We start from the raw sequence: 14,762 nt of genomic DNA on the forward strand, positions 1-14,762 counted from the left end.
TTGCGCGTACTGCTGACCGGACATCAGGGCTACCTGGGCACCGTGATGGCGCCCGTACTCACGGCCGCCGGGCATGAGGTCGTCGGGCTTGACGCCGGCCTGTTCGCCGACTGCGTCCTCGGCCCGCCGCCCGCGGACCCGCCGGGACCGCGGGTGGACCTGCGCGACGTCACGGCCGACCACGTGGCCGGGGTGGACGCCGTGATCCACCTGGCCGCGCTCTCCAACGACCCGCTGGGATCGCTGGCGCCGGAGCTCACCTACGACATCAACCACCACGCGTCCGTACGCCTCGCCCGGCTGGCCCGCGACGCCGGAGTGCGGCGCTTCCTGTACGCGTCGACCTGCTCCGTCTACGGTGCGTCCGGCGGCAGCGGCCTGGTGACCGAGGACGCCCCGCTGCGGCCGGTGACCCCGTACGCGGAGTCCAAGGTGCGCGTGGAGGACGACCTGCACGCCCTGGCCGACGGCGACTTCACCCCGGTGTACATGCGCAACGCCACCGCCTTCGGCTACTCACCCCGGCTGCGCGCCGACATCGTCCTGAACAACCTGGTGGGCCACGCGCTCCTGTCCGGCGAGGTCCTTGTGCTCTCCGACGGCACGCCCTGGCGCCCGCTGGTGCACGCCGCCGACATCGCACGCGCCTTCACGGCCGCGCTGACCGCACCGCGCGAAGCCGTGCACGACCGGGCGTTCAACATCGGCAGCGAGACCAACAACGTCACGGTCGCCGAGATCGCCGAGCAGGTCGCCGCGGCGGTGGCCGGCGCGAAGGTGAGGATCACCGGGGAGAACGGCGCCGACCCGCGGTCGTACCGCGTGGACTTCTCCCGCTTCCGCGCCGCGATCCCGGGCTTCGACTGCGAGTGGACGGTGAAGCAGGGCGCGCTCGAACTCGCCGACGCCTACCGGAAGTTCGGGCTGACCCGGGAGGACTTCGAGCGACGCTTCACCCGCCTCGCCGTGCTGCGCGCGGCGTCCGACGCCGGAACCGTCGACGACACCCTGCGGTGGCGCCGATGACCGCGGCCGGTGAGCAGACGGCGACCTCCGCGGGCGAAGAGATGCACGCGCTGGTGGAGCGGCTGTACCCGCTGTGCCGGAGCATCACCGGCGACGGTGTGCGCGCCACCCTGGAGATCATCGGCGAGTACGTTCCGCTGCAGGTGCACGAGGTGCCGACCGGGACCCAGGTCCTCGACTGGACGGTGCCGCAGGAGTGGAACATCCGGGACGCGTACGTCGCCGACGCCGCGGGCAACCGGGTCGTCGACTTCGCCGCGTCCAGCCTGCACGTGCTCGGCTACAGCGTGCCGGTACCGGCGACGACCATGCCGCTGGCCGAGCTGCGTGAACACCTGCACACCTTGCCGGACCACCCGAACTGGGTGCCGTACCGCACCAGTTACTACAAGCCGGAATGGGGGTTCTGCCTGGCCCAGGAGACCCTGGACGCGATGCCGGAGGGCGACTACGAGGTGTGCGTCGACTCCACACTCGCCGACGGCCACCTCACCTACGCCGAGCACGTGGTCCCCGGGCAGATCCCCGACGAGGTCATCGTCTCCTGCCACGTGTGCCACCCGTCGCTGGCCAACGACAACCTGGCCGGCATCGCGGTGGCCACGTTCCTGGCCAGGACGCTGGCGCAGCAGACGCCGTACTACACCTACCGGTTCATTTTCGCGCCCGGCACCATCGGGGCGATCACCTGGCTGGCCCGCAACGCGGAGCGGGTGGAACGGGTCAAGCACGGCCTTGTGCTGGCCTGCGCCGGCGACTCCGGCCGCCTGACGTACAAGCAGAGCAGGCGCGGCGACGCGGAGATCGACCGGGTGATGCGGCACGTCCTTGCCGCCTCCGAACGCCCGTACCACGTCGACGAGTTCACTCCGTACGGCTACGACGAGCGGCAGTTCTGCTCGCCCGGGTTCAACCTCGGCGTCGGCTCACTCAGCCGGACCCCGTACGCCGGGTACCCCGAATACCACACCTCGGCGGACAACCCGGACTTCGTCTCGCCGGAGGCGATGGCGGACACCCTCGCGGTCTGCCGTGAGGCGTTCGGCGTCCTCGACCGCAACCACCGGTACGTCAACCTCAGCCCCTACGGCGAACCCCAGCTGGGCCGACGCGGGTTGTACGACGCGCTCGGCGGCCGCAGCGACACCAAGCAGGCCCAGATGGCCATGCTCTGGGTGCTCAACCTCTCCGACGGCGAGCACAGTCTGCTGGACGTCGCCGAGCGGTCCGGGCTGCCGTTCAGCACTGTGGCCGGCGCGGCCGACGCCCTGCACGGCGCCGGGCTGATCAAGGCATGACGCCGATGACCACCGAGGGGAAGACGACGACACCGGCCGGGTCCGCCCGGCGGGCCCTCGTCGGCCGGCTGTCCTGGGGACTGGCGGACCAGGCCGCCTCCAGCCTGAGCAACTTCGTGGTGGGGATCTACGTGGCCCGCTCGCTGGGGGTGACCGCGTTCGGCGTGTTCAGCCTGGCCTGGGTGACCTACGGCGTGGTGCTCAACGTCTCCCGCGGCCTTGCCACCGACCCGCTCGTGGTGCGCTTCAGCGGCGTGTCGGACATGTCCTGGCGCGGGGCGGTGGCCCGGTCGTCGGGTACGGCGCTCGGCGTCGGCGCCGCGCTCGGCGCGGCGGCTGTGGTGGCCGGCCTTGCTCTCGGCGGCCGCGTGGGGCCCGCGTTCGCCTGCCTCGGCGTCATGCTGCCGGGGCTGCTGTTGCAGGACGCATGGAGGTTCTCGTTCTTCGCCGCCGGCACCGGGCGCAAGGCTTTCGTCAACGACCTCGTGTGGGGCGTCGCACTCGTCCCCGCCCTGGTCGTGGCGGCCCACGTGGACACCGTGGCCGCTTTCGTGCTCGCCTGGGGCGCGTCCGCCACGGTGGCCGCGGGCTACGGCTGCCTCCAGTCCGGTATCCGGCCCCAACTGACCGGAGCGCGCGGATGGCTCCGTGAGCAGCGCGATCTCGGCTACCGGTACCTCGTCGAGAACGTCAGCCTCAGTGGCGCGAGCCAGCTGCGGGCGTACGGGCTCGGCGCGATCGTCGGAGTCGGCGCGGTGGGTGCGGTCCGTGGCGCCGAGCTGCTGCTCGGCCCGTTCCTCGCCGTGCTGATGGGTCTTTCGCTGGTCACCGTCCCGGAGGCCGCACGGGTGCTCCGGCGCGCTCCGCACCGCCTCGGCCACTTCTGCCTCCTGCTGGGTGGCGGGCAGGCCGTTGCCGCGCTGCTCTGGGGCGGGGCGCTGCTGCTGATGCCGGAGCGGCTCGGCGACCTCGTGCTCGGCGGCGTCTGGCACTCCGCCGCGGAGCTCATCGCGCCGGTCACGCTCAGCGTCGCGGGCGCAGGCCTCGGCACCGGCGCGGCGGCGGGGCTGCGCGCGCTCGGCGCGGCCCGGCGCAGCCTGCGCAGCCAGTTGTTCGCCTCCGCCTGTTACGTCGGCGGCGGGCTCGGCGGGGCGGCCGTCGCCGGCACGGTCGGCTCGGCCTGGGGCGTCGCCGCAGCGACCGTCAGCGGGTCGGCCGTGTGGTGGCTGCACCTGCGGTCCGCGTTGCGCGAGCGCCACCACAACTCCCATCCCGAAGTGAGGACTTCATGACCCCCCACCCCAGGCTGAGCATCGGCCTGCCCGTGTACAACGGCGAGGAGTACCTGGCCGAGTCGCTCGACGCCCTGCTCGGCCAGACCTACGAGGACTTCGAGCTGGTCATCTCCGACAACGCCTCGACCGACGCGACGCAGGACATCTGCCGCAGGTACGCCGCGCTGGACCCGCGCATCCGGTACCTCCGGCTGCCCCGGAACATCGGCGCCACACCGAACCACAACCGCGTGTTCGCCGAGTGCCGCGGCGAGCTGTTCAAGTGGGCCTCGCACGACGACCTGTACGGCCGGGATCTGTTGCGGCGCTGTGTGGAGGCGCTGGACGAGCGGCCGGACGTGATCCTCGCCCACTCCGGCCAGGCGGTCATCGACGGCGACGGCCGGCTGAAGGTCCCCTACGAGTACGGGCTCGCCACCGACTCGCCGTGTCCGCCGGAGCGCTTCCGCAGTCTGCTGTTCGAGCCCGGTGGCGACGACTTCTACGGGGTGATGCGGGCCGACATGCTGCGCCGGGTGAAGCCGCTCGACAGCTACCACCACGCGGACCGCACGTTCGTCGCCGAGATCACCCTGCACGGGCCCTTCCACCAGGTGCCGGAACTGCTGTACTTCCGCCGCGACCACCCCACCCGCGCCGAGCGGGCGAACCCGTCCAAGCGCGCCCGGTGCGTCAACCTGGACCCGCGTCGGGCAGGGCCGCTGCACCCCACGCCCCGGCTGCTCGCCGAGTACATGTGGGGTTTCGTCGCGGCGATCCGGCGGGCGCCGTTGTCCCCGGCGGACCGGCGCGCGTGCTACAGCCACCTGGCCGCATGGATGACCAGCCGGGTCCGGCCCGGTGCCGGCGAGAGGGTCGAGGACCGTGCCCCGGTCGACCCGGCCCAGCTGACCGTCTCCGTCGACGCCCTCGTCGCCGGCCGTGAGGGGAGGCAGGCATGACCTCCGCGGACGAAACCGTGGTGCGCGTCGGAGTGTTCGGCCTGCTCGGCTCCGGCAACCTCGGCAACGACGGGTCGCTCGAGGCCGTGCTCGGGTACCTCCGCACCGAGCACCCCGAGGCGGTCGTGGACGCGCTGTGCGGCGGACCCGAGGCCGTCGCGGCCCGGTACGGGATCCCCGCGACGCGGCTGCACTGGTACCGCGGGGAGTACCGGACGGCGTCGCGTGCGGGCGCGATCGCGGCGAAGGGTCTGGGTAAACTCGTCGACGTCTTCCGCACCGCCGCCTGGGTGCGCCGGCACGACGTGGTGATCGTGCCGGGCATGGGCGTCCTGGAGGCCACGCTGCCGCTGCGGCCGTGGGGCTTCCCGTACTCACTGTTCCTGCTCTGCGCGAGTGGCCGGCTGCTCCGCACCCGGGTCGCGCTGGTCAGCGTCGGCGCCACGGCGATCGGCAACCGGCCGACCCGGGCCCTGGTGCGGTGGTCGGCGCGGCTGGCCACCTACCGGTCGTACCGGGACACCCAGTCCCGCGAAGCGATGCGCGCGATGGGCGTGAACACCACGCGCGACGAGGTCTACCCGGACCTCGCGTTCGCCCTGCCGACGCCGCTCGCGAGCACGCCCTCGGGCCCGCCGGGCCCGGTCTGCGTCGGAGTCATGGACTTCCACGGCGGCAACGACGACCGCGCCCGGGCAGGGGAGATCCACCGGCGCTACCTCGACGGGACGATCCGGTTCGTCCGCGCGCTGGTCGAGGAGGACAGGCCTGTCCGGCTGCTCACCGGCGACGACTGCGATGCCCCGGTGGTCGCCGCGATCCTCGACGCGGTGGACTCACCGCTGGTCACCGCTGCCGAGCCGTCCTCACTGGCCGACCTGATGAAGGAGATGGCGGCTGCCGACACCGTGGTGGCGACCCGCTACCACAACCTGATCTGCGCGCTGAAGACCAGCACACCGACGCTCGCCCTCAGCTATGCGCCGAAGAGCGACGCGCTCATGGCCCAGATGGGGCTCGGCGCGTACTGCCACCCGGCGCGCGCGGTGGACGCCGACCGGTTGCTCGAGCAGTTCCGGGAGCTGGAGCAGCGATCGGCGGAGCTGCGGCGGACCCTCGCCGAGCGCAACCAGGACGCCGCCCGGCAACTCGAGGGACAGTTCGGCGACTTGACCGCGACTCTGTTCCCGGTGGCTGACCACACCCATGCCCACGCCCTGCGGGAGACTCCATGAAAGCGACCGAAGTCCCGGCCGTCGACGGCGCGTACCTTTTCGAGCCGACGCCGTACGGCGACGAGCGCGGCTTCTTCTGCCGCACCTTCGACGCCGACGTGGTCCGCTCGGTGGGCCTCGACCCGGACGCCTTCGTCCAGGACAGCCTGTCCCGCTCGGTCCGGGGCGTGCTGCGCGGCCTGCACCTGCGCTCCGGCGCCGGCGAGGCCAAGCTCGTACGGTGCTCGTACGGGAGGATCTTCGACGTCGTCGTGGATCTGCGGCCCGACTCACCGACCTACCGCAACCGGGCCTTCTTCGAGCTGTCCGGCGAGACACAGGCGACCCTGTACATCCCGGCCGGGTGCGCGCACGGCTTCCAGGCGCTGACCGAAACCGCCGACACCTCGTACCGGATCGACCGCCCGCACGATCCGGCCGAGGACGTGACGATCGCCTTCGACGACCCGGAGCTCGCCATTCCCTGGCCGCTGCCGGCCACATCGATGTCCCAGCGGGACCGGGAGGCGCCGAGCCTCGCCGAGGTCCTGAAGCAGAAAGAGAGCTGAAGTCGGCGTGGACACCGAAGAGTTCACCCTGCCCCGGTCGCGGATGGCGAACGAGCGGCTGCACGCCATGATCCCCGGGGGCGCGCACACCTACGCCAAGGGCGACGACCAGTACCCCGAGAACCTTGCCCCGGTCATCAGCCACGGCCGGGGTGCCCACGTGTGGGACATCGACGACAACCGCTACATCGAGTACGGCTCGGGCCTGCGGTCGGTCAGCCTCGGCCACGCCCACCCGCGCGTGATCGAGGCGGTGCGGCGGGAACTCGACCGCGGCAGCAACTTCGTCCGGCCGTCCATCGTGGAGGTCGAGGCCGCGGAACGCTTCCTGGCCACGGTGCCGACCGCCGAGATGGTGAAGTTCGCGAAGAACGGCTCCGACGTCACCACCGCCGCGGTGCGCCTCGCCCGCGCCGTCACCGGCCGCCCGCGGGTGGCCGTATGCGGCGCCCATCCGTTCTTCTCCGTCGACGACTGGTTCATCGGCACCACGCCCATGTCTGCCGGGATTCCGGCAACGACCACCGAGCTCACCGTGGCGTTCCCATACGGGGACCTGGCCGCCACGGAGGAGTTGCTGACCCGGTTCCAGGACGAGGTCGCCTGCCTGATCCTCGAACCTGCCTCCCACACCGAGCCGCCGCCCGGGTACCTCGCCGGCCTGCGCACGTTGGCCGACCGGCACGGCTGCGTACTCATCTTCGACGAGATGATCACCGGCCTCCGCTGGTCCGAGGCGGGCGCCCAAGGCCTGTACGGCGTCGTCCCCGACCTCTCCACGTTCGGCAAGGCGCTGGGCAACGGGTTCGCCGTCTCCGCGCTAGCCGGGCGCCGCGACCTGATGGAGAGGGGCGGGCTGCGTCACTCCGGCGACCGGGTGTTCCTGCTGTCCACCACGCACGGTGCGGAAACGCACTCCCTGGCAGCGGCGATGGCCGTGCAGACCACCTATGTCGAGGAGGGGATCACCGCGCGGCTGCACGCCCTCGGCGAACGGCTGGCCGCCGGTGTCCGCGACGCCGCGGCGAGCATGGGCGTCGGCGACCACATCGTCGTCCGGGGCAGGGCCAGCAACCTGGTCTTCGCCACCCTCGACGAGAACCGGCAGCCGTCGCAGCAGTACCGCACCCTGTTCCTGCGTCATCTCCTCGCGGGTGGGGTGCTTGCCCCTTCGTTCGTGGTGAGCAGCGCGCTCAGCGACGCCGACATCGACCGCACCGTCGACGTGGTGGCCCAGGCATGCGCGGTGTACCGGAAGGCACTGGACGCCGCCGACCCCACTCCGTGGGTGGCCGGTCGGCCGGTGAAGCCCGTATTCCGCCGCTTGGCGTGACGTGACGCACCGTCAGCGCCGCTCCCGCCGGGCGGCGTCGGCCACCCGATCGACCAGCCACGCGGTCGCCGGTGTCACCGCCAGCGCGGTGCACCAGCCGCCGAGGACGTCGGTCGGGTAGTGCGCGCCCAGGGCGACCTGTGCCCAGCCCATGGCGGCGCCGGCAACCAGCCCCGCGGCGAGCACGAGTGTCGTGCCGGCCGTCCTGCCGAGGCCGAGCCGGCGGGTCGCCAGCAGCGCCACCACGAGGGCGAGCGCGGTGGCGAAAGCGGTGTGCCCGCTCGGATAGGACAGGTTGTCCTCGCCGTGGATGGTGCGCCCCACCAGGGACTTGAGCAGCCTCGCCGTCCCCACGGTGACGCCGACCCCGGCAACGACGAACACCGCTGCGCGAGGACGCCGAAGCAGCAGGCAGCCCGTCACGGCGGCCACGACCAGCGCCGCTGCTCCGGCGGGTGCCCCCAGGAAGTCCAGGGCCAGAGCGACGCGCCGCCACGGCGGCCGCACACTGTCCGCCGTCGGTTGGATGATCCACCTGTCCACCGCGCCAGGCTCGCTGTGGCCGGCGTACAAGACCCCGAGCGCGACGACGACCAGCGCGGCAAGGGTCGCGATCAGCCCGAGCCACGCGCGCAGCGACGGGGGCAGCACAGCGGGCGCCGGCCGGCCTGTAACTTCCAGGTCCGCCCCTGCCAGACGATCCAACGCGAGCCCCCCGTTGCGTAGCTGCCCTGAAGCCAGAACTACCATCTTGGCGTACGGGGGTGTACGGACCGTGTCAAAGCAACTCCCCAAGAGGGCCCACGATTTCCATGGCACGACTTCCATGGCACGGTCACTCTTGCCGCGATTCGGCTGTGGCTCCGTTACTGATCTGAGCCACGGCGGCGGCTGCCCCGGTGGTTGGCTCAGTCGTCGGCCGCGACGACGAGGGTGATCTGCCCGGCCGGGCGGTCGATGAGCACGAACTCGTGGAAGCAGTCGTGCACACGTCCCCAGTCATGGCGCGGCGCCCGACGCCACCAACCCTTTACGGTCTGCGGTACGTGACCCGGGAGCGGGCGCTCAAGGACGGCACCCCGTTCTTACTCGGGGTGGAATTCTTGGTGACGCGGGTGCGGTGGGCGTCGCGGTGGTTCCAGTGCCGGGTCAGGACGTCGGCGGTGTCGGTGTAGATGATCTCGCCGGGCTTGGGGTTCTCGACGGTGTCGGGTTCGCCGAACGGGGTTACCGTTGCGCGTCGGCTTGTGCGCGGGCGCGTTCAATGTCGGGAACGTGGCTCTCGGCCCACTCCCGGACGGCACGCAGGGGTGCCAGCAGTGACCGGCCGAGGTCGGTGAGGGCGTACTCGACATGCGGGGGATTTGCGGGAAACTCCGTGCGAGAGATCAGACCGTCGTACTCCATCGCGCGAAGCGTCTCGGTGAGCGCCTTCGGTGTGATCCCCCGGATGTGCGCCTTGAGCTCGGTGAATCGCATCGGCCTGTTGTCCAGCGCGTTGACGATGAACACCGTCCAGCGCGCCCCGATCCGGTGCAGAACGGTGCGACTGGGGCATGTCGCCGCCATGATGTTGTAGGCCTTGCCCATGCTCGACTCCCGGTAGCGTTGTAGATACCGGTATAGAATCTATACCTTCCGAGTTGTGTCCATTCCCGATTCCACGGTCCGTCCCTCGATAGCTCGGCACGGCCGTTTCGTCGCAGCGATCGTCATCGACTCGATCGGCACCGGTGTCTTCGTCCCCGTTTCGATGCTGTATTTCCTGGCCACGACGTCACTGACGCTGGTGCAGGTGGGCGCGGCACTGACGACGGCCGGGCTGCTGGCGCTCCCGGTGGGTCCTCTGGTCGGAGGACTGGTCGACCGGTACGGCGCCAAGCCGGTACTGCAGGCGGCAAACCTGGCCCAGGCGCTCGGCTTCGCCGGGTACCTCGTCGTGGGCCAGACATGGCAGATCGCCATCTGCGCCTTCTTGAACAGTGCCGGACGGGCCGTGTTCTTCAGCTGCTACGGCGCGACCGTCGCGGCGCTGGCCGCGCCCGGCCAACGCGAGCGCTGGTTCGGTCTTATGGGGTCGGTACGCAACCTCGGCTACGCACTCGGGGGCCTCCTCTCCGCCGTCGCCGTCAGTTTCGGTACGCACGGCGTCTACGCCGCGATCGTGGTCGTCAACGCCCTGTCCTATGTCACCGCCTTCGTTCTGATGCGGGCCGTGCCGAATGTCCGTCCCGCGGCGGGCCAGGACGCTGCTGGAGGCTGGGGGCGCGTGCTCCGGGACCGGCGGTACCTGTCACTGGTCGCGCATCAACTGTGCTTCGCCATCTCCTTGTTCGCCCTCAACATCGCGATTCCGGTCTACGCCGTGGACGTGCTGGGACTGCCCGGCTGGACTGCCGGCGCGGTCTTCGCGCTCAACACCCTGATGGTCGGCTTCGGCCAGGGCATCGTCGTCGGGTGGCTCAGCGGGCGGATCCGCAGCCGCGTCCTCATCGCCGGACACGTCTGCTTTGCGGCGGGCTACCTCCTGTTCCTCGCCGCCGACCGCGTGTCCGCGCTCGCCCTCGCGGTCGGCGTCGTGTTGCTCGGTGCAGGCAGCTACACCTTCGGTGAAATCCTCGGAGGCCCCATCACGTCGACTGTCGCCGCGGAGAGCGCCCCAGACGCTCTCCGCGGCCGGTACTTGGCACTCAACCAGCTCGCCGTGTCTGTCGCAGGAGCGGTCGCCCCCGCCGCGCTCTCCGGGTTGCTGGTCACCGGGGCAGCCACGATCTGGCTGACCCTGGTCGGCGTCAGCGTCCTCGGAGCCACGCTCGCCACTGCGATCGGCAGAGTGGTGCCGGCGGCGCAGAGCCGCATCGGAGGTGTCTAGCGCCGTGACCGCACAGGTTCGCCGGGTTGGCGGTCATGGCGGTTGGATGACGCTCCTATGTGCTGGCAAGCGCGAGGGGCGCCGGTGCAGGGCGAGCAGCAGGAACACGCCCTCACAGCCTGAACGGGATTCCCTTGAGAGAACCCCGCACCCAACTCGGAAGGTGTCAGGCGGCGAGGGCGACCAACAGAACAGCTGCCGACGCCACGCTCGCTTCCCGGATAAGGCCGCCCCACGGCGAAGAGAGGAGTGGCGCCTTAGCTGCGCCGCCGGAAAGTGGCGTAGTGGTGGAGGTGAGCCGTCAGCCCTCCGCTCACGGGCGCGTTCCTACCTCCGCGTGCCCCGTGCGGTCCAGATGCCAGCGGTGTTCCACCTCGAATCGGTGCAGTCCGGTGCGGCGTTCGACGATCACGTCGACGGTGGCGCGTTCGGTGTTGGTGCAGGTGGCGGTCGTTCCGTCGGGATCGGAGTAGGAGAGTGACACACAGTCGGCCGGGTCCTGGGTCACATCGATGCGTACTCTGCGCCGCGCGGTGCCGCCTGTGACCGACCAGTCGGGCAGTCCGATCCGTGCGCGCAGAAGTGGCGCGGTCAGCAGCGGGTCGCGCGGCCAGTCGGTGCCACCGATCCGCAGCTGAAGCATGGGCAGCGGTGGCAGCCACCGCATGGTGGGGCGCCGGGCGACGGCGGCCACCACTTCCAGTACGTCCCCGCCGCCGAGGCCCGCGTGGAGCCACGCCCATCGCTGGGCATTGCCGTGCCCGGCGATCCGGGCGACGCCGCCCACGGCGTCGGAGAGGGTGAACCGCCGTTCCCCGACGACGAGTTCCCCCTCGAAGAGGGCGTCGGGGGCGGGCACGATCTGGGCGGCGGGCAGCAGTTCACGCTGCCAGGACCAGCGCGGAAACGTGTAGAGAGGCTCACCGCCCCCGGTGACCTTCAGGCGCCAGGTGATCGCGCCCGCCGTGCCTTCCAGCAGCTGGGGCGATGCCCGCACCCCCGGCACCTCGAAGTACGCCTCGCCCTGGGGCGGTGGAGAGTCCGGGACCCCGAACCGTTCGGTGACCGGCGGTCCGTCGGGTGGGAAGACGGAGATCCAGCCATGAGCCCGGGCCGGGCCGTCGTGCTTGGGCGCCACCACTTCGTGGTGGATCCACACGCCGGTCCCGGTGCGGGGATCGGTCAACGTCGCGTACCAGACTTCGAGCCGCCCTGGTCGGCCGGTCATCCGCGGCGGGTAGAGGGAGTTCACGAGGGATTCCTTTCACCGGGGCGTGGGGGCCCCGTACCGTGCGCGCACGCCTGCCTCGGCGGTGCTTTCCACGATGCCGGGACAGGCCCGTTCGGCCAGTGCCGCGATCGTCAGTGAGGGGTTGACGCAGAGCGAGGTCGGCACTGCCGAGCCGTCGGTGACGAACAGGCCGGGGTGGCCTCGCAGTTCGCCGCGTTCGTCGAGTGCCGAGGTGGCGGGGTCGTCACCCATCCGGCAGGAGGCGAGGGGGTGCGCGCTCACGGATCCGGCGGCGTTCTCGCTCCAGGGCCGTATCCGCGCAAGACCGTCGCGCTCCAGCACCGCACGGGCCTCGGCATCCGCGGCGGCCCAGCCACGCAGGGTGTTCGCTGTCGGCCGGTACGAGAGCGTGGACAGGCAGAGCGATGTGGCCACGCGCGTCGAGCTGCCGGTGGGCGGCGGCGGGCCGAAGACGCCCTCGTTGTCGTCCTCGGTCATGGCGAGCACGGAGAGCCACGACGGCCAGCGTGCGCATCTCCTTCTTGCGGACGCCGAACCAGCTCGTCGCCGGCGTGTCAGTGGCCTGGGCCAGCAGGTCGGTGATGCCGGGGAAGTAGATCTGCTGAAGGGAGAAACGGGTGAACTCCGCCGTTGCCGCATCGAGCCCGTCGTACGACATGGAGCCGATGGGCTTCCCGATGGGGAAACCCTGGTACGGGATGCCCGGGGCGCGCTCGAGGCCGAGCAGGTCGCGCACCTTGCCTTCGTCGACGTCGGCGATGGACACACGGTCGCCGTTGCCCGAGAAGTAGCGCCCGACGGCTTGCGGGACACCGCCGAGCAGGGGAGCCGAGCGCTGCAGCAGCACCGGGGTGGCCAGAGCGCCCGCGGCCAGCACCACGGTCTTTGCCTCGATCGCGCCCACACCGACCGGCAGCCGGTAGTCGCCGGCGTCGAGCTGCGTGTACGAGACGCGGTAGCGGTAACCGGGGCTGGTGGCAGGCGCGATGGTCTGCACCTCGTGGAGGGGGCGGATCTCGGCGCCGTGCGCGGTCGCGGCGGGGAGGTAGTTCAGCAGCATCGAGCGCTTGGCGTCGAAGTGGCAGCCGTTGAGCATCCAGTTGCAGTTGGTGCAGCGGGCCAGGTCGACGGCGACGGGCACCGGATTGCAGGTGCGGCCCGCACGGGCGCACGCAGCAGCGAACAAGCCACCGGGGTAGGGGACTTGGTCCCAGCTCTGCTCGGCGACGGGCAGAGCCTCCTCGACCCGGTCGTACCACGGGTCGAGTGCCGCGCGCGTCAGGGTCGAAGGCCACAGACGGTGGCCCAGACTTCCGCGGCGGTCGAACACGAAGCCCGGAGCCCGCAGCGAAGCGGCGAAGTAGACCACGCTGGACCCGCCGACGCAGTTCCCGGCGACGACGGTGATGCCGTCGCCCTGCACGAGGTCGACGATCCGGGTATAGCTGCCCAGGCGCAGGTCATGGGTGAAGTCCGGAGCGGTGAGGTGCGGTCCGCGTTCCAGGATCACCACCTTGGCGCCACCCGCAGCCAGATGGTAGGCGGGAATGGCGCCCCCGAAGCCGCTGCCGATGACCAGCACGTCGGTGCGTTCGGTGATGCTCATGCGGGGTGCCCTCCGGGGGTGGTGAGCGGGTGCTCGGAGGCGAGCCTCTGGCCGTACGAATAGTCGGGGAAGCGCCACAGTCCGTCGGCGTCGGGCGCCGGGAAGCCGATCCAGGCCAGGCCCGGGTGGCGCTGCCGGATGGCTTCGGTGGTGTGCAGATGGGCTGCGGTGTCGAAGGCCGCGGCGGCGAAGAGCGCGAGCAGCACGTACAGCTGCCGGTCCGGGGCGCCGGGCGTGAGCAGCTCTCCGGCGAGCGCGGTGCGGTCGGTGAACCGGAGGGCGACGAAGGGAGGTTGAGCCGGCAGCAGGATCCGGCCGTGGGTGGTCGCATAGGCGAGGGCGCGGGTGTTGACGAGCAGCGCCAGCTCGGGCAGCAGCAGGCCAATTCCGAGATCGGGAAGGTTGAGCAGCTCGATGGCCCCCGCTTGTACGGCGCCGGGACCGGGCGCCGCCCCCGCGATCGCCGCGTCTCCGCTGTGCCGCTTTTCGCCCGGGACCATGGTGTCCGCAAATGCTTCCAGCGTGGCCGTCGTCGGGTCGGGCAGCGAGAGGGAGTCGGGCAGCAGCCCGGCCCGAGCCACCGGGACCCGCTCGGGGACAGGACGCGCCGAGGGTGCGGCATCGGCGGTCAGCTCCCCGGCCCGCAGGGCGGCGACGGCGGCAGTCAGCCCGACGAGCAGCCGACGCCGAGTGGGCCGTGCGGGCGGTTCGCTCAACACAGCCCGCTCACCGGCAGCTGCACCCTCACACCCGCGGCGTCGCTCACGAGCGCGTCGGCGAGCCGGGCGTCGTACGGCCGGATCACTTTCGCGGCCTCCTCGGCCTGGGCGGGCTGCCCGGCGACGGTGATGTTGCGTACCCTCGCCGCGGCGCTGCCCTCCGCCTTGTCGAACCAGTAACTGCCGTCCCAGCCGACCAGTTCGGTTCCGCCCGGCGTGGCCTGCACGCTCCAGTGGTCCAACTGCCAGTATCGGCAGGCCGGTACGGCGATCGCGAAGCGCGCCGGCTCGGCCAGCAGAAAGCGCGCCGCGCCGCCGTTGGCCACGGTGATGTCCCGCTTGGCGTACTCCACGCACAGCGGGTCGGCGCTGAACAAGGAGAGCGGCGGCGTCTCGCCCTCGCCGTAGCGGTGGAAGGTGCACGCGGACGCGTACGACGGGTCGGTGTAACCGCCGACGCCTGGCTCTGCTGCCGAGGCCGAGGCGGAGGCGGCGGGGAGCAGCGCGACGGCTGCCGCCACTGCGCCGAAGAGGGTGAGGCGGAAGCTTGTTGGGAGGGCGCCGAGGGCGTTCGTCGTGTGGCGAAGTACGGGCACAGCAGGACCTTCTTCGTGTCCCAGCCCTGATGGGCGACGGT

At 71.4% G+C, this 14,762-nt stretch carries 13 protein-coding genes and 1 pseudogene; 8 read left to right on the top strand and 6 right to left on the bottom strand.

Annotated elements, in window-relative coordinates; all coding sequences use genetic code 11:
* The 7 genes from OG758_RS45220 to OG758_RS45250 are packed head-to-tail and all read left to right on the top strand — an operon-like array spanning window position 1 to window position 7,676.
* Complete coding sequence (locus tag OG758_RS45220) at window positions 1-1,026, top strand: NAD-dependent epimerase/dehydratase family protein (protein ID WP_326715246.1); 1,026 nt, start codon at window positions 1-3, stop codon at window positions 1,024-1,026.
* Window positions 1,023-2,324 (top strand): DUF4910 domain-containing protein, encoded by a 1,302-nt coding sequence (locus OG758_RS45225; RefSeq protein WP_326715247.1) that lies wholly within the window; start codon window positions 1,023-1,025, stop codon window positions 2,322-2,324. The genes OG758_RS45220 and OG758_RS45225 overlap by 4 nt, the downstream gene beginning before the upstream one ends.
* Window positions 2,321-3,616: a hypothetical protein gene (locus tag OG758_RS45230; RefSeq protein WP_382060564.1), complete on the top strand. Its 1,296-nt coding sequence runs from the start codon at window positions 2,321-2,323 to the stop codon at window positions 3,614-3,616. Before OG758_RS45225 ends, OG758_RS45230 begins: the two co-directional genes overlap by 4 nt.
* On the top strand, window positions 3,613-4,560 hold the full coding sequence (locus tag OG758_RS45235) for a glycosyltransferase family 2 protein (protein ID WP_326715248.1): 948 nt from the start codon (window positions 3,613-3,615) through the stop codon (window positions 4,558-4,560). The genes OG758_RS45230 and OG758_RS45235 overlap by 4 nt, the downstream gene beginning before the upstream one ends.
* Window positions 4,557-5,795: a polysaccharide pyruvyl transferase family protein gene (locus OG758_RS45240; protein ID WP_326715249.1), complete on the top strand. Its 1,239-nt coding sequence runs from the start codon at window positions 4,557-4,559 to the stop codon at window positions 5,793-5,795. Before OG758_RS45235 ends, OG758_RS45240 begins: the two co-directional genes overlap by 4 nt.
* Complete coding sequence (gene rfbC, locus OG758_RS45245) at window positions 5,792-6,343, top strand: dTDP-4-dehydrorhamnose 3,5-epimerase (protein ID WP_326715250.1); 552 nt, start codon at window positions 5,792-5,794, stop codon at window positions 6,341-6,343. The genes OG758_RS45240 and rfbC overlap by 4 nt, the downstream gene beginning before the upstream one ends.
* A 7-nt stretch (window positions 6,344-6,350) precedes the next feature.
* The gene (locus OG758_RS45250) at window positions 6,351-7,676 is read left to right on the top strand and encodes a glutamate-1-semialdehyde 2,1-aminomutase (protein ID WP_326715251.1); all 1,326 of its coding nucleotides are present in this window, start codon (window positions 6,351-6,353) and stop codon (window positions 7,674-7,676) included.
* Between the two features lie 12 nt (window positions 7,677-7,688).
* Here OG758_RS45250 and OG758_RS45255 read toward each other — a convergent pair whose 3' ends face one another.
* Window positions 7,689-8,327, bottom strand: coding sequence for a phosphatase PAP2 family protein (locus OG758_RS45255; protein ID WP_326715252.1), 639 nt, complete (start codon window positions 8,325-8,327; stop codon window positions 7,689-7,691).
* 576 nt (window positions 8,328-8,903) lie between these two features.
* Window positions 8,904-9,266, bottom strand: coding sequence for a winged helix-turn-helix transcriptional regulator (locus tag OG758_RS45260; protein ID WP_326715253.1), 363 nt, complete (start codon window positions 9,264-9,266; stop codon window positions 8,904-8,906).
* 55 nt (window positions 9,267-9,321) lie between these two features.
* Between OG758_RS45260 and OG758_RS45265 the strand changes: the two genes are divergently transcribed.
* The gene (locus tag OG758_RS45265; RefSeq protein ID WP_326715254.1) at window positions 9,322-10,548 is read left to right on the top strand and encodes an MFS transporter; all 1,227 of its coding nucleotides are present in this window, start codon (window positions 9,322-9,324) and stop codon (window positions 10,546-10,548) included.
* Between the two features lie 313 nt (window positions 10,549-10,861).
* Here the strand turns inward: OG758_RS45265 and OG758_RS45270 are convergent, their stop codons facing one another.
* The 4 genes and pseudogenes from OG758_RS45270 to OG758_RS45285 form a co-directional block, all read right to left on the bottom strand.
* Entirely contained in the window at window positions 10,862-11,800 is a 939-nt protein-coding gene (locus tag OG758_RS45270) for a hypothetical protein (protein WP_326715255.1), read from the bottom strand.
* Window positions 11,801-11,812: 12 nt separating this feature from the next.
* A pseudogene (locus tag OG758_RS45275) lies at window positions 11,813-13,406 on the bottom strand (GMC family oxidoreductase N-terminal domain-containing protein).
* On the bottom strand, window positions 13,403-14,122 hold the full coding sequence (locus tag OG758_RS45280; RefSeq protein ID WP_326715256.1) for a DUF5987 family protein: 720 nt from the start codon (window positions 14,120-14,122) through the stop codon (window positions 13,403-13,405). Before OG758_RS45280 ends, OG758_RS45275 begins: the two are co-directional and overlap by 4 nt.
* Entirely contained in the window at window positions 14,119-14,721 is a 603-nt protein-coding gene (locus OG758_RS45285; RefSeq protein WP_326715257.1) for a hypothetical protein, read from the bottom strand. The genes OG758_RS45280 and OG758_RS45285 overlap by 4 nt, the downstream gene beginning before the upstream one ends.
* Window positions 14,722-14,762: the final 41 nt, after the last annotated feature.

Source organism: Streptomyces sp. NBC_01474, from assembly GCF_035918215.1.
Classification (GTDB): domain Bacteria; phylum Actinomycetota; class Actinomycetes; order Streptomycetales; family Streptomycetaceae; genus Streptomyces; species Streptomyces aureus.

What these genes read in the sequence shown, in the direction of transcription:
- rfbC (WP_326715250.1), top strand. Translation starts at nt 5,792, where the DNA reads ATGAAAGCGACCGAAGTCCCGGCCGTCGACGGCGCGTACCTTTTCGAG.
- OG758_RS45230 (WP_382060564.1), top strand. Translation starts at nt 2,321, where the DNA reads ATGACGCCGATGACCACCGAGGGGAAGACGACGACACCGGCCGGGTCC.
- OG758_RS45225 (WP_326715247.1), top strand. Translation starts at nt 1,023, where the DNA reads ATGACCGCGGCCGGTGAGCAGACGGCGACCTCCGCGGGCGAAGAGATG.
- OG758_RS45260 (WP_326715253.1), bottom strand. Translation starts at nt 9,266, where the DNA reads ATGGGCAAGGCCTACAACATCATGGCGGCGACATGCCCCAGTCGCACC.
- OG758_RS45235 (WP_326715248.1), top strand. Translation starts at nt 3,613, where the DNA reads ATGACCCCCCACCCCAGGCTGAGCATCGGCCTGCCCGTGTACAACGGC.
- OG758_RS45240 (WP_326715249.1), top strand. Translation starts at nt 4,557, where the DNA reads ATGACCTCCGCGGACGAAACCGTGGTGCGCGTCGGAGTGTTCGGCCTG.